This is a genomic window from Brevibacillus sp. HB1.2 (assembly GCF_013332495.1).
GTDB classification, from domain to species: domain Bacteria; phylum Bacillota; class Bacilli; order Brevibacillales; family Brevibacillaceae; genus Brevibacillus; species Brevibacillus porteri.
This window is the reverse complement of the sequence record NZ_JABMIU010000004.1, coordinates 493,097-510,686: the sequence shown is the minus strand read 5'-3', so window position 1 is coordinate 510,686 and position 17,590 is coordinate 493,097. Positions and strand designations below refer to the sequence as shown.

At 48.4% G+C, this 17,590-nt stretch carries 18 protein-coding genes; all 18 read left to right on the top strand.

The window, feature by feature from the left end; genetic code table 11:
- Positions 1-98: 98 nt before the first annotated feature.
- The 18 genes from purE (at position 99) to HPY28_RS13780 (ending at position 17,456) form a co-directional block, all read left to right on the top strand.
- Positions 99-587 (top strand): 5-(carboxyamino)imidazole ribonucleotide mutase, encoded by a 489-nt coding sequence (gene purE / locus HPY28_RS13865; RefSeq protein ID WP_012684280.1) that lies wholly within the window; start codon positions 99-101, stop codon positions 585-587.
- Positions 584-1,747, top strand: a complete 1,164-nt coding sequence (gene purK, locus HPY28_RS13860; protein WP_174230755.1) for a 5-(carboxyamino)imidazole ribonucleotide synthase — start codon at positions 584-586, stop codon at positions 1,745-1,747. The genes purE and purK overlap by 4 nt, the downstream gene beginning before the upstream one ends.
- Entirely contained in the window at positions 1,744-3,039 is a 1,296-nt protein-coding gene (gene purB / locus HPY28_RS13855; protein ID WP_017249647.1) for an adenylosuccinate lyase, read from the top strand. The genes purK and purB overlap by 4 nt, the downstream gene beginning before the upstream one ends.
- A gap of 178 nt (positions 3,040-3,217) precedes the next feature.
- Positions 3,218-3,790, top strand: a complete 573-nt coding sequence (locus HPY28_RS13850) for a GNAT family N-acetyltransferase (protein WP_017249648.1) — start codon at positions 3,218-3,220, stop codon at positions 3,788-3,790.
- A 298-nt stretch (positions 3,791-4,088) separates the two neighbouring features.
- Positions 4,089-4,604: a sigma-70 family RNA polymerase sigma factor gene (locus HPY28_RS13845; protein WP_017249649.1), complete on the top strand. Its 516-nt coding sequence runs from the start codon at positions 4,089-4,091 to the stop codon at positions 4,602-4,604.
- 551 nt (positions 4,605-5,155) lie between these two features.
- Positions 5,156-5,854 (top strand): response regulator transcription factor, encoded by a 699-nt coding sequence (locus HPY28_RS13840; protein WP_017249650.1) that lies wholly within the window; start codon positions 5,156-5,158, stop codon positions 5,852-5,854.
- Positions 5,851-6,867 (top strand): sensor histidine kinase, encoded by a 1,017-nt coding sequence (locus tag HPY28_RS13835; protein ID WP_017249651.1) that lies wholly within the window; start codon positions 5,851-5,853, stop codon positions 6,865-6,867. Before HPY28_RS13840 ends, HPY28_RS13835 begins: the two co-directional genes overlap by 4 nt.
- A gap of 67 nt (positions 6,868-6,934) precedes the next feature.
- A complete protein-coding gene (locus HPY28_RS13830) occupies positions 6,935-7,705 on the top strand; it encodes an ABC transporter ATP-binding protein (RefSeq protein ID WP_007729857.1) in 771 nt (256 codons plus the stop codon).
- The gene (locus HPY28_RS13825; RefSeq protein WP_017249652.1) at positions 7,680-9,566 is read left to right on the top strand and encodes an ABC transporter permease; all 1,887 of its coding nucleotides are present in this window, start codon (positions 7,680-7,682) and stop codon (positions 9,564-9,566) included. Before HPY28_RS13830 ends, HPY28_RS13825 begins: the two co-directional genes overlap by 26 nt.
- A 70-nt stretch (positions 9,567-9,636) precedes the next feature.
- Positions 9,637-10,107, top strand: coding sequence for a nucleoside deaminase (locus HPY28_RS13820; RefSeq protein ID WP_017249653.1), 471 nt, complete (start codon positions 9,637-9,639; stop codon positions 10,105-10,107).
- 241 nt (positions 10,108-10,348) lie between these two features.
- Positions 10,349-10,825, top strand: a complete 477-nt coding sequence (locus tag HPY28_RS13815; protein WP_017249654.1) for an Lrp/AsnC family transcriptional regulator — start codon at positions 10,349-10,351, stop codon at positions 10,823-10,825.
- A gap of 114 nt (positions 10,826-10,939) precedes the next feature.
- Complete coding sequence (locus HPY28_RS13810; RefSeq protein WP_174230754.1) at positions 10,940-12,502, top strand: ABC transporter substrate-binding protein; 1,563 nt, start codon at positions 10,940-10,942, stop codon at positions 12,500-12,502.
- Positions 12,503-12,543: 41 nt separating this feature from the next.
- Positions 12,544-13,500 carry an ABC transporter permease gene (locus tag HPY28_RS13805; RefSeq protein ID WP_017249656.1) on the top strand — a complete coding sequence of 319 codons (957 nt, stop codon included), beginning with the start codon at positions 12,544-12,546 and terminating at the stop codon, positions 13,498-13,500.
- Entirely contained in the window at positions 13,500-14,330 is an 831-nt protein-coding gene (locus tag HPY28_RS13800) for an ABC transporter permease (protein ID WP_017249657.1), read from the top strand. The genes HPY28_RS13805 and HPY28_RS13800 overlap by 1 nt, the downstream gene beginning before the upstream one ends.
- Positions 14,331-14,365: 35 nt before the next feature.
- A complete protein-coding gene (locus HPY28_RS13795; protein ID WP_026043173.1) occupies positions 14,366-15,340 on the top strand; it encodes an ABC transporter ATP-binding protein in 975 nt (324 codons plus the stop codon).
- The gene (locus HPY28_RS13790; RefSeq protein WP_174230753.1) at positions 15,337-16,323 is read left to right on the top strand and encodes an ABC transporter ATP-binding protein; all 987 of its coding nucleotides are present in this window, start codon (positions 15,337-15,339) and stop codon (positions 16,321-16,323) included. Before HPY28_RS13795 ends, HPY28_RS13790 begins: the two co-directional genes overlap by 4 nt.
- 24 nt (positions 16,324-16,347) lie before the next feature.
- Positions 16,348-16,929 carry a chromate transporter gene (locus HPY28_RS13785; protein ID WP_017249658.1) on the top strand — a complete coding sequence of 194 codons (582 nt, stop codon included), beginning with the start codon at positions 16,348-16,350 and terminating at the stop codon, positions 16,927-16,929.
- Positions 16,926-17,456, top strand: a complete 531-nt coding sequence (locus tag HPY28_RS13780) for a chromate transporter (RefSeq protein WP_017249659.1) — start codon at positions 16,926-16,928, stop codon at positions 17,454-17,456. The genes HPY28_RS13785 and HPY28_RS13780 overlap by 4 nt, the downstream gene beginning before the upstream one ends.
- Positions 17,457-17,590: the final 134 nt, after the last annotated feature.

Here is a 17,590-nt window from a genome sequence, read left to right as displayed (position 1 = left end):
AACGAGTTCGAATAGCCCAGGCGATGAGAGCGGCGCGAAAAGCCGTTAGTCGGTTGGGTTTTCTTCTGATGTTACAAAACGTAGGGGGCGAATGGTTCATGCTACAGCCTTTGGTAGGAGTCATTATGGGCAGTACGTCAGACTGGGAAACAATGAAGGAAGCTTGCGCAATTTTAGACGAATTGCAGGTGCCGTATGAAAAGAAGGTCGTGTCTGCACACAGAACGCCAGACTTGATGTTTACGTATGCCGAGACCGCTAAAAGCCGCGGCTTGGAAGTCATTATTGCGGGTGCGGGCGGTGCAGCCCATTTGCCAGGAATGGTGGCTGCTAAGACAGAATTACCAGTCATTGGTGTCCCGGTGAAATCATCCAACTTGAATGGTCTCGACTCGCTTTTGTCGATTGTGCAAATGCCAGGGGGCGTACCTGTGGCGACGGTTGCTATCGGAAAAGCTGGAGCCATCAATGCAGGGTTATTGGCTGCGCAAATTTTGGGGATCAAATATCCAGACGTACAAGAGCGGTTTGTGCAAAGACGTGATGATGTACGCAATAAGGTGCTGGAGGCTAGTGAACTCGAATGACGACCAAAGACCGTAAGCAAATCAAACCAGGATCGACCCTAGGAATACTCGGCGGAGGACAGCTTGGACGGATGATTGCTCTTGCGGGACGAGCTATGGGCTACCGCTTTGTCACAATGGACCCGACAGCAGACGCACCATGCGGCCAAACGGCTGATCGACAAATTGTTGCCAGCTACGATGATGTAGAAGCAGCGATGCAGCTTGCCTCGGTCAGTGATGTCATTTCTTATGAATTTGAAAATGTCGATGCGCAGGTGGCTGAAGTGTTGGAGAGCCGCGCTTATGTGCCACAGGGCAGCCGTCTTTTGCGCATCACCCAAAACCGGATTCGGGAAAAGACCGCCATTCGCGAGATCGGCATTCCTGTTGCTCCGTTTTGTGTTGTGAATAGCTTGGAGGATTTGCAGAACGCCGTGCGTGAACTGGGACTGCCTGCTGTAATGAAGACCGCAACCGGTGGCTATGACGGTAAAGGGCAATGGGTATTGAGAAGCGAGGCTGAACTGGCGGAGGCGTATGAAACGTTGTCCAAAGCAGGTACAGAGCTGATCGTGGAACAATTTGTACCATTCCAAATGGAGCTGTCTGTTATTGCTGCACGCAATCCTGCGGGAGAACTGGCTGTTTTTCCTGTGTCAGAAAATATTCATCAGGAAAATATCCTACACCTGAGTATTGTTCCAGCTCGTATTTCGGCTGAAGTAGCAGCCCGCGGGGAAGAAATTGCCCGCACGATTGTAGAAAAGTTGGATGTGGTCGGCCTCTTTGCCGTTGAGCTGTTTTTGACCGAAGATGGTCAGTTGTATGTCAATGAATTGGCGCCGCGCCCCCATAACTCCGGGCATTTTACCATGGATGCTTGTGTCACCTCACAGTTTGAGCAGCATGTTCGGGCGGTTTGCAATCTGCCTTTGGGATCTACAGAGTTGCTCTCGAGCGTCGTGATGGTTAATATTTTGGGAGAGCATCTACAGCCTGTCATCGATCAGATCGACAAGCTGCCGCGCACAGCCAAGCTCCATTTGTACGGAAAAGCAGAGAGCAAGGCCAAGCGAAAAATGGGGCATATCAATGTGCTCGCCCCTACTGTAGAAGAAGCGCTCACCCTGATTGATGAGCTGAAAATCTGGACGAATACATCGGAGGTATTATCATGATCGAACGTTATTCCCGACCGGAAATGCGCGCCATTTGGACGGAAGAAAACAAATTCAAAGCGTGGCTGGAAGTAGAAATTCTCGCGTGTGAAGCATGGTCCAAGCTGGGCGTCATTCCTGAGGAAGACGTGAAAAAGCTGTGGGATAAAGCTACTTTTGACATGAACAGAATCTATGAGATCGAAGAAGAGACACGCCATGATGTGGTGGCGTTTACCCGTGCGGTATCGGAAACCTTGGGCGAAGAAAAGAAGTGGGTGCATTACGGACTGACTTCTACAGATGTAGTGGATACTGCTCTGTCTTACCTGCTGCGTCAGGCGAACGAAATTTTGGAGAGTGATATCCAAGACTTCATCGAGATTTTGGCAGACAAAGCTCGTGAGCACAAGGATACGGTTTGCATGGGTAGAACGCATGGTGTACATGCGGAGCCTACGACTTTTGGTTTGAAGCTGGCCCTGTGGCATGAAGAAATGAAGCGCAACTTGGCACGTTTTCAGGCTGCGAAAAAAGAAGTGGCGTTCGGCAAAATCTCTGGTGCAGTTGGAACATACGCAAACATCGATCCGTTCGTGGAAGCGTATGTGTGCGAGAAGCTGGGGCTGTCGGCAGCGCCTATCTCGACTCAAACGTTGCAGCGTGATCGCCACGCCGAGTACATGGCAACATTGGCACTGATCGCAACCTCTTTGGAGAAATTCGCGACAGAAATTCGCGGTCTGCAAAAGAGCGAAATGCGCGAGGTGGAAGAAGCATTTGCCAAAGGTCAAAAAGGCTCTTCCGCCATGCCACACAAGCGCAACCCAATCGGCAGCGAAAATATTTGCGGACTGGCTCGTGTCATCCGCGGTCACATGCTCACTTCCTATGAAAATGTTTCCCTCTGGCATGAGCGGGATATTTCCCACTCCTCTGCCGAGCGCGTGATTTTGCCAGATGCGACGCAAGCGTTGAACTACATGCTGCGCCGTTTCATGAACATCGTGAAAAACTTGACGGTGTTCCCTGAGAACATGAAGCGCAATATGGATCGTACCTTTGGATTGATCTACTCGCAGCAGGTGATGCTCAAGCTGATCGAAAAAGGCATGAGCCGTGAGCAAGCCTATGACACGGTACAGCCTCGTGCGATGCAAGCGTGGGAAGAACAACGCTCCTTCCGTGCGATCGTCGAGGAGGATGCGACGGTCAGCTCCACACTGTCCAAGGAAGAGCTGGATGAGTGCTTTGACTATCGTTACCACCTGAAGCATGTGGATACGATCTTCCAACGTCTTGGTTTGATGTAAATACAAGTGCCCTCGAATTTATTCGGGGGCGCTTTTTCTTTTTCATGTAACTGTTGTGGGGAAGAAGCGCAGCTGTTTGTAAATTCCTTGAAAGTGAATCAGTGTTATCTTCAATTGTCAATGAGCGGCCAAGCGGTTACTATTATTGGAAACTCATTCCGATAGAAGGAGGACGAATATGAATCCATTACTGCTCTCTTTTCCGGAACATTTAGAAACTCAGCGATTATTGATTAGAGCACCGCAATGGGGGGATGGTCAATTTGTAAATGAAGCCATACGTGAGAGTGTAAATGAAATGAGCCCCTGGCTTCCGTTTGTAAAAAACCTCCCATCCATTGACGATTCGGAAGCCTACGTACGTAAGGCCCGGCTCAATTTTCTAGAGCGCACAGACTTAGTACTTCATATATTTGAAAAGAGCACAGGGCAGTTTGTGGGCAGTAGTGGACTCCATCGCTTTGATTGGAATGTACGCAAATTTGAAATTGGATATTGGCTACGCACATCGCGTACGGGTGAGGGTCTAATAACAGAGGCAGTAAAAGGTATCGTTGGCTTTGCCATTTCTGAGTTGGAAGCTAACCGTCTTGAAATTCGCTGTGATACTCGGAATAACGCAAGTATAGCTGTAGCTAAGAGGGCGGGTTTTACGTTAGAGGGTACTTTACGCAATGTTAATCGAAATGACTCAGGAGAACTAACTGATACCCATATCTTTTCAATAGCAAAAGGCTATGAATATCATTGATAACTGAGCTGATCTAACTGATGCGAAAGTAAACTAGAAAACATGCGGCAGGACTTTTCCCCCATCAAAAAATGGTTTTGAAGACAACTTAAAAAATTCCTTAAGAAATTTTTAAAGATTTCTTTTGAAAGTTGTAACCGATATGAAACCTCTTCCGTACCTACTTGTGCGAGCTTACAACGAGTCCAGAAGTACCTTACAAAAGTGTAAGCTTCCTGAAATATAACTCGATGGTTCCTGCTTCGTTTCAACCGTACAATGAAATCAATTCATACGGATCAGAAACGGGAGATCGATTATGACGACAGCAATCATGTATCCAAAATTAAATCACCAACAAATTTACGAAGATTACTCTGCTAAAATATATCGCTATTTCCGCTACCGGGTAAAAAACGTCTGGGATGTGGAAGACCTGACAACGACTGTGTTTATTAAGGTGTACTCCAAGCTTGAGCAGTACGATGGCCGCCATCCTTTTGGCGCCTGGATTTTCCGAATTGCGCACAATGCTTTGATTGACTACATGCGTAAGAAGCGGGAGAGCCCGGTAGATCAGGACACATTTAGCAATATGGTCGCAACGGATAAGCTGCCGGAGGAGTGCCTTCTGAATCAGGAGACAACCGAGGGCTTGTGGGATAAGGTGCACACGCTGACAAAGGATCAACGCAATGTGATTGCTCTGCGTTATCTCGGAGATTTGCGAATGAATGAGATCGCGGAAATCTTGGGTAAGACAGAGGCTTCGGTGAAAATCCTGCACTTCCGTGGGATTAAGAAATTGCAGCAATTGATGGAGGCACAAGCATAAAGGGAGGACAACAGTCCTTCCTTTTTTACTATGTGGCTGTAGTGGAGAGAAGAATATTTCCAGTCTAGGCTCCAGGCTCCGTCCTGCTGGGGGCTAAGACTGTCCGTTCGGTAGGACTTCACAAGTCGCTACGCCTGGAAATATTCTTCTCTATCGTTACTGATGACATCCTTACATTCTTTTAAGTCTTTTAAAAACGTTTAAGTAGGAAAGCTCGTAGAGGAAGCAGGAGAAATAAGCGAAGATCTTAGGTACACCGACCGAGACGCAATGCAAAAATCGAAACACGCCCTTAAGCGTCCACCTCTGAAACACATCCTGAAAGGACAACTTTGGACGCGGTTTCGGTTTTTGCATGGAGTCGTGCAGTCAATCCCCCAGCGGGTGGCCCTAGAAGCTGAGCGTTTTCTCCTGTTTCCTCCCCTCCACAACAGTAACGAGACTCGTGGCCTCTAAGTAAGAGAAACGCCAAATGCTTGGCGTAGTCTAGTTTTCTAATGGTATAGTAAAGAATAAAATGGAGGAGACTCAAGACGAGAGGAGTATGAGTGATGTCCACAATTATGATTGTAGAAGACGACCCGAAAATCAACCAGCTGCTGCAAGAGCAACTGGAAAAATACGGATTCCAAACAGTCAATGTTGAACATTTCGATAGAGTCATGGAGGTATTTACCCAGTCGCGCCCTGATTTGGTTCTGTTGGACGTGAATCTACCGAAATTTGATGGATTTTATTGGTGCCGGCAAATGCGCCAAGAGTCCAACTGCCCGATCCTGTTCATCTCTGCACGAGAAAGTAAAATGGACCAGGTGATGGCCTTGGAAAATGGGGCCGATGACTATATCACAAAGCCGTTCGACTACGATGTGGTTTTGGCTAAAATCCGCAGTCAGCTACGTCGGGCTTACGGACAATATGCTCCGCAAGAAGGAGAGCGTACGGTTGAAGTGGCGGGGCTCAAGCTGTTTTTGGAGCGAATGGAGCTATCTATGTACGATACCAAAATCGAGCTGAGCAAAAAGGAAGCGCTACTGCTTGAAGCCTTGATGAATCAACATCCGCGTGTCGTCAGCCGTGAGCGTTTACTAGAAAAGCTGTGGGATGAACAGTTTGTCGATGAAAACACGCTGAATGTCTACATCACACGCGTGCGCGGCAAGCTGAAGGACTTAGGCTTAGAGGGAGCTGTCGAGACTGTTCGCGGTTCCGGTTATCGCTTGCGTGCAACTTGGGAGGAAGAGCAATGAAGCTGTTCCTTCGAGATCAATGGCCATTCGCAGCGTTTTTTCTAATCCAATTGATCTTATTGATTATGATTTTTGCGATGGATGGGTACTGGAATGAGTCATTGATGATCTACGTTATGTTTTTATCTGTTTTTTTTGCGGGGGCTTTTCTCGCCATCCGTTATTTGTCTCACCGCACAATCTATCAGCGACTGAGCAAGCCGGTAGAGTCATTAGAGGAACTGACCCAGACATACGGGAATTCGCCGTTGTGCCGCGCGATGGATGATATCAGTCAGGAGCAGTACCGAATCTACAAAGAACAGCTTCATGCCTATGAAAACAAGCAACGGGACCATACGACGTTTATTCAGCAGTGGGTTCATCAGATGAAGACGCCGATTTCGGTTATTCATCTGTTGCTGCAAAATGAAGACGATCCAACAGCTGAGAGCGTCCGTGAAGAAGTGGACCGGATCAAGCGTGGACTGGAAACCGTTTTGTACATAGCTCGCCTCGACCGATTTGAACAGGACTTCCTGATTGAGCCTGTAACTCTGCGTTCCTTGGTGCAGAATGTGTTGGCTGAAAACAAGCGGCTGTTTATCCGCAACCAGGTGTATCCCGAGGTAAAAGTGGATGAAAATTGGCGAGTGGAATCGGACGATAAGTGGCTTGCTTTTGTCCTCAACCAATTGTTGACGAATGCCGTTCGTTATTCAGCAGGAAAAAGCAACAAGGTCACCATTCGTGCGTATGAACGCGGAGCACATGCCATACTGGAAGTACAGGATTATGGAATCGGGATCCCTGTCGAAGATATTCGCCGCGTGTTTAAGCCGTATTTTACGGGAGAAAACGGGCGCAAATACCCTGAGTCTACCGGGATGGGACTGTACTTGGTGAAGGAAATTTGCGGGCGGCTCCATCATGGGGTGGAAATGGAATCAGAAGTGGGCGAGGGGACAACCGTACGGATCGTCTTGTCTGCTGTCGTACCAACCTTACAAGAAAGTAAGATAGCTGAAAGTTAATTCGATGGCTGGACTATGCGCACTTCCGTATAGTTGAATTTGGAAGTGCAAGAAAGGGGAATGGCGCATGGAAATGCTTGCTGTAAATAGCTTGAGTAAAATATACGGGGGCAAGGTGACCTACCGCGCGCTGACCGATATCGATTTTTCGATCCGCAAGGGTGAATTCGTCGGTATTATGGGCCCCTCAGGCAGTGGCAAGACTACGCTATTAAACATGATCTCCACTATTGATACACCAACCTCTGGTGCGGTTCTTTTGAACGGTACGAATCCGCATCATTTAAAAAAAGATAAACTCGCTCTGTTTCGTCGCCGTGAGCTCGGTTTTGTGTTTCAAGATTTCAATCTCTTGGACACGTTGACGATTGGGGAAAATATCGTGTTGCCGCTGACGCTGGACAATGAGAAAGTATCGGTCATGGAAGAAAAGCTGCAAAGTGTTGCAGAGAAGCTAGGGATTCAGGACATTTTGGAAAAGCGGACCTTCGAGGTGTCTGGGGGGCAACGCCAACGGACGGCCATTGCCAGAGCGATCATTCATTCTCCATCGCTTTTGCTCGCTGACGAGCCGACAGGAAATCTTGATTCCAAGTCTTCGCGCAATGTGATGGAGACACTGGAAGCGATCAATAAGAGAGACAATACCACCATGATGATGGTGACGCATGATGCTTTGGCGGCCAGCTATTGCCATCGGGTGATTTTTATTAAAGACGGACAGCTCCATAACGAGATGTATCGCGGTGAGAGTCGACAGGTATTCTTCCAGAAAATTATTGACTCGTTGTCGTTTTTGGGAGGGAACACTTATGACCTTTCGACAATTCGCGTGTAATAACGTTGTACGAAATAAACGGATGTACGCTGCGTTTTTTATGAGTAGCGTTTTTTCTGTCTTAATCTTTTTCGTCTATGCGATGTTCATTTTTCATCCGGAAATTATCGGACAGGAGATTCATGAGTCCGTAGCCACTGGAATGATGGCGGCTGAGTACGTCATTTTTCTGTTTTCTTTCTTTTTTCTCTTTTATTGTGTCGGTGCTTTTCTGAAAAAGAGGGAGAAGGAGTTCGGCATCCTTTTTATCCAGGGCATGACACCGTTGCAGCGGAATACACTGATTTTTATGGAAAACATGCTGATTGGCATTGTCTCGATTGCTATCGGGATTGGGCTCGGTTTGGTTCTCGCCAAGCTGTTTTTCCAATTTGCCGGATTTTTGCTGGATGTAAAAGCACTTGGGTTTTACTTCCCGTGGAAAGCGATCGGTTTGACAGTGGTGGCGTTTCTCATCTTGTACGCAGCCATTTCGCTGTTTACCGTCCTCGTGCTGCGAAGCCGCAGTCTGTTGGATCTGTTGCAAGGGAGCGGTCGGTCTAAGCGTGAGCCGAGGGCATCGTTAGTGTTGTCTCTGGTCGCAGTAGCTTTGTTGGGAATGAGCTATGCCTTAGCCCTCACGGCTGACGGCGTGAATGTGCTCGTGCTGATGCTTCCGGTCATTGCGCTGACGACTGTCGGAACGTACCTGTTGTTTACTCAGCTGAGCGTCATCTTCATCGATTTTCTGAAGAAGCGTCGCGTTTTCTATTGGAAAGGTACGAATCTCCTGACGCTCTCTGATTTGGCCTATCGGATGAAGGATAATGCACGGATGTTCTTTTTGGTCAGCATCGTCTCTACCGTTGCTTTTTGTGCGATTGGCACGCTGGCAGCGTTGGCTGGGTCGATTCAGATTACGGTGATGAAAACACATCCATTTGCGTTTGAATACCAGTCCAAACAAAGCGATGAGGAGAGAGCGAAACATCTGTCGTTAATCGAAACGAGCTTGCAGCAAAGTGGCTTTTCTTTCGAAAAATATCAAGTGGCTATGAGAGTTTTGCCAGAACTGGTTCAGGAGGAAAGGGTTGGAGTAGTCAGGCTGTCTGACTATAACCGGCTGGCGGTAGCGTCCAATTCGACTGTACTCGAAATGACGAATAAAGAGGCCTTCGTACTGCTCAATTGGATTGGTGATTCGGTAGCGAGCAAAACGCTGCAAGTGGGGAAGGCACAGCTCGCAGTCAAAACAGATACGAATATGACTCCATTGATCAGAGGGATTGAATTTGAGCGATTGGTTGTCGTACCGAATCAGGTGTTTGACCAGCTTCCGAAAATGAAGGAAGAAGAGCGCTTTGTGTACGAGGTGCCAAGATGGAAGGAAACGCAGGATCTTAGTCTCAAGCTTCAGGAAGATATTAGTCATTTCGAAGATAATTACTCGTTTTCAGCTCGTGCGCCATACTACCACTCCATGAAACAAATGGCGAACATGGGACTCTTTATCGGGTTGTTTGTGGGCGTGTTGTTCTTTGTAGCGGCTGCTAGCTTTCTCTATTTCCGTCTGTATACTGACCTGGAATACGACAAACGGCACTATGGTTCGCTTTCCAAGATCGGACTCACGGATGCGGAGCTGACGCGTATCGTGACGACCCAGGTTGCCCTGTTGTTCTTCGTGCCGATTGTGGTGGCCATTATTCACAGTATGGTGGCGTTCGTCTCCCTGCAAAGCTTGTTGAAGCTCATTCTTGTCGCGTCTGTGGTTAAACCGACTGCGATTGTATTGTGCAGCTTTGTCATTGTTCAAGGTGTGTATTTCTGGATCATTCGAAACCGTTACTTGTTCCATTTAAAGCAATCGATGAACCGTTAGTGACTTTTCCAGCATGTCCAGATAAGCAGGGACATAGGATAAAAGGAGAAGGATGCGAGGGGGCTAGCGGATGGAACGGGAGGCATGGATGGGTCAAGCCGTTCAGATTGCGTTTGAAAATGTACGTGAGAAAATAGGCGGACCGTTTGGAGCTATTGTCGTGAAGGACGGACACGTAATTGGACGAGGACGCAATGAAGTGACGACGAGCAATGACCCTACGGCACACGCCGAAATCCAAGCGATTCGAGAAGCATGTCGTCATCTCCAAACTTTTCAGTTAAACGATTGTGACTTGTATACGAGCTGTGAGCCATGTCCGATGTGTCTGGGAGCCATCTATTGGGCCAGACCGCGCAATGTCTATTACGCTTGCACGAAGGAAGATGCGGCGCATGTTGGTTTTGACGATCGGTTTATTTATGAGCAGATCGTTCTCCCTCATGAGGAACGCAGCATTCCTTTTCAGAGAATCAATCTTGCGAATAGACAGAGTCCATTTCAAGCATGGTCTCAATCTCCGGACCGTATCGAATATTAATAGAGAGCCTCTCCTAGCGGAGTAGGCTCTTTTTTTTCGTTTTATTTATAGTAAGAATAGGTAGAAAGGAAAAAATAAAATGAAAATGCTTTCAAAATGAAATTTTCAGATAAAGTATTGCGCTATGTCGATAATCGTATTATAGTAACAACAATCATTATGAAATTCGACCATATTTTCCGTAATTGAGCCGTAACAAGGTTGAATATTGTTGAAAAAAGACGAATAAAGGTGTGTTTGTATGGAAGAGACTTTTCGTAGATCACTTTATCCTGATTTAGATGACATCGACTACGGGATCATTCGAGCTTTGCAAGGAAATGCGCGCTTGCCGTTTACTCAGATTGCAAAGGATCTTGGGGTCACGGAAAAGACGATCCGCATGCGCGTCCAGCAATTGCAGGACGAAGGTGCCCTGAGTCTGGTCGGTATTGTCAATCCAGTCAAGGCAGGGTTTCACGTACAGGCGATGATTCAAGTGGCTGTGGATGCGGAAAAGCTGGACGATGTGGTTGCTGCATTAACGGACACCGTTGAGATTAGGCTCATCGTACTCACTTCTGGTGAATATCAGCTTTTCACACAGGTGCTCGTAACAAGTTACGAAGAATTATCGCAATTTTTACTCAAAAAGCTGCACAAGATTCCTGGCATCTCTAAAACGAATGTGATTAACGAATTGAAAATACTGAAGTCCAAGTATAACTTTATCCGTTAGGCATGGGTGACCTTGGAAGGGGGAATGCCATCGGGCGAAAATCCGCTGGGATTATGAATGCCGAACGATTCTGGGAAGAAACCGGAGAAAAAACGAGAGAAAAGGGGTCATCCTATGTTTTCGACCAAAGTGAGCAAAGCAATGCTCGGTGCTGTTCTGGGGACAGTTTTATTGGTAACAGGCTGTGGAGGAGGAAATAGTGCGAGTACAGATAACGGCAAAGCCGCAACAACATCGCCAGCCTCCGGGAAAAAAGTACTGAATATTGGGTTAAAGGCAGATCCGCCGTCAATGGACCCAAACACCTCGACATCGCTGTACGACCGTCAAGTATACGCGAGCCTCTATGACAAGTTGTTTGATATCGACTCAGAAGGAAAAATAGTGCCAATGCTGGCGGAATCGTATGAAGTAACGCCAGACGGCAAGACCTATACATTGAAGCTGAAACAGGGTGTGAAATTCCACGATGGCACCGAGTTTGACGCTGAGGCAGTGAAATTCAACTTCGAGCGTAACATGAACGATGAGAAGTCTCGTCGGAAAGGCGAATTGAAATTCGTAGATTCCGTTGCCGTAGTGGACAAGAATACCATAAAAATCCAGATGAAAGAGCCTTTCGCTCCATTCCTGTCCGTCTTAACAGACCGTTCGGGCATTATGGTATCGCCAAAAGCAGTGAAGGAACATGGCGATCAATACCTCAATCATCCGGTTGGTACAGGCCCATACGTATTTGTTGAACAAGTAAAAGGCGATCACGTGACACTGAAGAAAAATGAAAACTACTGGAATGGTCAAGTGAAGATCGATGAAGTGAACTACAAAGTATTTACGAACGGAACAGCGAAGGTGCAAAACCTGCGCTCCGGCATGCTGGATATCATCGATGATACACCTGTAAAAGAAATTCCTGCAATCAAAGGCGATGCGAACCTGCAATTGGTTGCGGAATCCGGAATGGGTTACCAAGGGCTTTACTTGAACAACTCCCGCCCGCCGTTTGACAACAAGTACCTCCGTCAGGCTGTGGATCGTGCCATTGACCGTGATGCTCTGGTAAAAGTGCTGTTTAACGGCTATGCGGCACCGGCTCGTACAGCATTTACAAAAGGCAGTCTGGCTTACAATGAAGCACTGAACACACCGAAGCCGCCAGATGCAGCGGAAATCAAGGATTTGCTCGCGAAGGGCGGTCAACCAAACGGATTTAATTTTAAGCTGTACATCTCTACTTCTCCAGAGAATGAGCAACTGGGTGCGGTACTGCAAAACATGCTGAAACAGCACAACATCAATGTGACATTGGAAAAATTGGAATATGGACAATTGATCGAAACGGGCGATAAAGGTGAATTTGAAGCGATGCAATTGGGCTGGTCTGGACGTCAGGACCCTGACCAAAACTTCCATGACTTCGTCGTAACAGATACATCCAACAACGATGGCCGTATTTCCATTCCACAGCTGGATGAACTGGTTATCAAAGCACGTGGTGAGCTGGACGAAGCAAAACGCAAGGCGCTGTATGACGAAGCTGCTACATTGCTGCAAGACGAAGCGGGCTATGCCTATATGTACCACCAATATGTACTGCTCGGCATGAACAAGAAAGTAACTGGCTTTACTTATGTTCCAGATGGTTTGATCCGTACAGCCAATTTGGACAAGCAATAGGTAGCGCAACACTATAACAGCAAGAGCAAGGAGGAATTGTCATGATGTTCATAGTCAGGCGTCTATTGCTGACAATCCCGATTCTCCTGCTGGTGTCGATTATGACATTCTCTTTGATTCATATGATCCCGGGCGATCCTGCCCGGGTCATTTTAGGAGAGGAAGCGACACCGGAAGCCTATGCGGCATTGCGAACCGAGCTGGGGTTGGATCAGCCGATCGTGGTGCAATATTTTTCCTGGCTAGGAAAAGTGGTAACGGGTGATTTGGGAATATCGATTACGGACCGTGTGCCGGTCGCAGACTTAATTATGCAAAGACTACCAGCTACCGTGGAATTGACGATCGGAACGTTCTTGGTAGCGATTCTGATTGCGTTTCCTGCGGGAATTCTCGCGGCAGTGCGACGCGGGACCTGGATTGACTATACAAGTACCTTTACTGCGCTAGGCGGTATGAGTATCCCCAGCTTCTGGCTGGCGATGATGATGATTATTTTCTTTGCCGTGGAAAACCAATGGCTGCCTTCATCCGGTTATGTACCTTTTTCCGAGAATCCTACACAAAACCTGATGGCTATGATCCTGCCCTGTTTGGCAACAGGCTTGCGGGAATCTGCCGTATTGATGCGAATGCTACGTTCTTCTTTGCTCGATGTTGTGAGCATGGACTTTATTCGGACAGCGAAAGCGAAGGGATTGAATGAGGCTCGCACGATTCTGGGGCATGCGCTGAGAAATGCGATGGTTCCCGTGGTAACGACCTCGGGTTTGATGATCGCAGGCTTGTTAGGTGGTCTGGTGATTACCGAGTCGATTTTTTCGATTCCTGGCTTTGGCCGTCTGATTGTGGAATCTGTCTTCAAACGTGATTATGTAACGGTTCAAGGAGCCATTCTTGTTTCTGCGGTTCTCGTTGTCTTGGTGAACCTGATTGTCGACATTTTGTACGCTGTCATTGATCCGCGCATCAAGGCTGGGAAAGGAGCAGGTGAGTGATGAAAACCGTGGGCAAATTTCTCCGGAATGGCTTGGGCGTCATCGGAGCGGTGATTATCCTCGGATTGATCTTCGTGGCGATTTTCGCGCCGCTGATCGCACCCTTCGACCCCAATGCACAAGACTATAACAAAATTTTGATAGCGCCAGATGGTGAGCATTTGTTTGGGACCGATGATCTCGGTCGGGATATTTTCTCCCGTGTTGTTTACGGGGCGCGCATTTCCATTCAGGCAGCGCTGATCTCAGTCGGTATTGCAATGCTGATAGGGGTGCCGATTGGACTGTTGTCCGGTTACTACCGCGGCTTTTGGGATGAGTGGATCGTCATGCGGAGCGTCGATGCAATGCAAGCCTTTCCGTTTCTCATTTTGGCTCTGGCGATTTCGGCGGTGCTCGGTTCAGGCTTCGGGAATGCCATGCTAGCGATTGGGATTGGTTTTGCCCCTGCTTTTATACGGATTACACGCGGTCAAGTTCTTTCGCTTCGAAATATGGAGTATATTCAAGCAGCACGTTCGGTTGGGGTAAAGGATGCGCGCATTATTTTCCGCCACATTTTGCCGAACGCCATGAACCCCATTGTGATTCAAGCGACGTTGGCAATGGCATCCGGGATTATCGCAGAAGCATCCTTGTCCTATCTCGGATTGGGTGTACAGCCGCCGACTCCCTCCTGGGGAAGCATGCTAAACCAAGCACAAACACTTATGTCCGTCGCGCCCTATGCGACATTTTATCCGGGGATTGCCATCTTCTTAGTCGTGCTGGGCTTCAACTTGTTGGGGGATGGTCTACAGCAAGTTCTGGACCCACGCGCACGTAAATAATGAATGCCCTACACGGGAGAAAAGGAGTGGAGCAGATGACGACCATCTTGGAAGTGGAACAGCTAAGAACCCGTTTTCGCACGGACAGCGGTGTCGTCAGTGTCGTGGACGGCGTCGACTTCTTTATCCGTGCTGGTGAAACGCTTGGCGTCGTGGGCGAATCCGGCTGTGGGAAGAGTGTAACCAGCCTGTCGATCATGCGCTTGCTGCCGCCCAACGGAAGCACGGAAGGATCGATTCGCTTCAATGGGAAGAACGTGCTTGCGCTGTCGGAAAAAGAAATGCAAGGTGTACGCGGTAACGAAATCGCGATGATTTTTCAAGAGCCAATGACATCCCTCAATCCGCTGCATACTGTAGGCAAACAAATTGAGGAAGCAGTCATGCTGCATCGCAAGGTAACGAAGGCAGAGGCAAAGGAACGGGCGATTGCGATGCTAAAAGCAGTCGGAATGCCTCGTGCAGAAGAGATTTACGGAGAGTTTCCGCATCAGCTATCAGGAGGGATGCGCCAGCGTGTAATGATCGCGATGGCGATGTCCTGCGATCCGAAGCTGATTATTGCAGACGAGCCGACAACGGCACTGGATGTGACGATTCAGGCGCAAATTCTCGATTTGATGCGCGATTTAAAAGAAAAGACAGGAACTTCCATCATGCTGATTACGCATGATTTGGGTGTAGTAGCCGAGATGTGTGACCGCGTGATCGTCATGTATGCAGGGCAAGTCGTAGAGGAGACAGATGTCGATACGCTGTTTGACAGTCCGAAGCATCCGTATACGATCGGTCTGATGAACTCGATTCCGGAGCTGGACGAAGAGCGCGAATATCTGGAAACCATTCCAGGAGCAGTTCCCCTGCCGTATCAAATGCCAGTGGGCTGCCGTTTTGCCCCGCGCTGTTCGCAAGCGATAGCGATTTGTCACGAAAAGCCCCCTGAACTCTTGCAACTGGACAATCAAAAATGTCGCTGCTGGCTGTACGCGAAGGAGGGAGAACAGGCATGACGACACCTCTCTTAGAAGTAAAAGGGCTGCAACAGCATTTTCCCATCAAGGGTGGATTTTTGAAGCGGACAACGGGACATGTAAAAGCAGTCGATGGTATTGATCTGACCGTGTATCCGGGTGAAACGCTTGGGATTGTAGGAGAATCGGGCTGCGGCAAGTCTACGACAGGCCGAACGATTCTACGCCTCTTGGAGCCGACAGCAGGAGAAGTCTGGTTTGATGGCAAAGATTTAGCGAAACTCCCCAAAGAAGAAATGCGCGTCATGCGGCGGAACCTGCAAATGATTTTTCAGGACCCGTACGCTTCGTTGAATCCGCGGATGACGATTAAGCAGATTTTGATGGAGTCGCTGATGGTGCACAACATCGGGACAAAGGCAGAGCGGGAAAAAGTCATCGAAGAGATTATTCAGGTCGTTGGCTTGCGAAAAGAACATCTGAACCGCCACCCACACGATTTTTCCGGTGGGCAGAGACAGCGGATCGGAATCGCCCGCGCACTGGTCGTAAAACCAAAGCTGATCATTGCCGATGAGCCCGTATCTGCATTGGACGTGTCGATTCAATCACAGGTACTCAATTTGTTGAAGGATTTGAAAAAAGAATTCAATCTGACCCTGATGTTCATTTCGCATGATTTGTCGGTCGTGAAGCACTTGTGCGACCGGATCGCGGTGATGTATTTGGGACGGATCGTAGAAATTGCTGACAAGCGGACGCTATTTGAGAATCCGAGTCATCCGTATACACGGGCGCTGCTCTCGGCTGTTCCAGTAGCGAAACCACGGCAAAAGCGCGAACGGATCTTGTTGACAGGCGATTTGCCGAGTCCAGCAAATCCACCGAGCGGCTGCACTTTTCATCCGCGTTGTCCATATGCGACAGAGACTTGCAAGACGCAGGTGCCCAGTCTGTCAGACATCGGCAAGGGCCAACTGGTATCCTGTCTTTTGGTGCAATCGGGCGAACTTATCCGCTAGCTTGGCAAGGATGGAGGTACAGCTATGATTTACTGGCAATTATTTCTCGCCTTTTTCCGCATCGGAATATTCGGGTTTGGGGGAGGACCTACGATGGTTCCTCTCTTTTACACCGAATGCGTGAAAAAATACAAATGGGTGACAGATGAGGACTTTTCCGACAATCTGGCGCTCGGCAACGCTCTTCCAGGACCAATTGCGACCAAGCTGGCCGCATTTATCGGCTATCGGGTAAAAGGCTGGAAGGGTGCATTGGTGGCAAACATCGCAGTAGTGATGCCAATCGTGCTTGTGATGATCGGTTTGCTGCAAGTCATTTATCAATGGAAGGATGCGCCGGGTGTATACGGCATGATCCAGGCAATCGGTCCCGTAATCGCAGTCATGACAGGCGTCCTTACATGGGAATTCCTTTCAAAGGGCTGGAAGGGAGCGTCCAGCAAAGCAGGTGTGAGCCTTTCACTCGCCCTCTCACTCGTAGCGTTGCTCTTCCTTGATTGGCATCCGGGCATCGTAGTAGGAATTGCGCTGGCCGTTTCATTTGCCTACTCTACTTGGTCTGTCCGCAAGCGCAAGAACAAGGATGGCAAGGAGGGAGTAGCATGATTTACCTGCAATTATTTTGGGCCTTTTTCATCTCCAACATTTTGGGGTACGGGGGAGGACCACCGAGCATCCCGTTGATCCAAAATGAAGTGGTTGACCATTACCAGTGGATGACTGTACAGGAATTCGGAGAAGTGCTGGCGGTAGGAAATGCGCTGCCCAGCCCAATCGCGACCAAGCTCGCTGGGTACATTGGCTATCAGGTAGCGGGTGTACCGGGTGCAGTAGTCGCGTTATTGGCAACGGTTGCTCCAACAGCGATTGCGATGGTCTTATTGATGGGCTTTATTAATTTATTTCGCAGTGCTCCACAGGTAAAAGCGATGACCCAATCGGTACGGCCAGTCGTTACTGTTTTGCTTGGAACGATGACGTATCAATTCCTGATGGGCGCAGTCGAGGGAATCGGCTGGATGCAAACAGGGATTTTGACAGTGGCATCCTACCTTCTGCTCGAAACATGGAAGGTCCATCCCGCTTTTGTCATTTTGGGAGCGATGGCTTACGGGTTTGTTTTCATCGGCTAGGAAAGTTTACGTAAGCTGGTAGGAAGAAAAAGCACAGGGCTCGTAGACCTTGACAACGCCTACCCAGTCGGAACTTCAAAAAGGGGAGCAAGGTTGTCGAACACCTCTTCCCTGAGAAACTTCCGCCCGTAGGG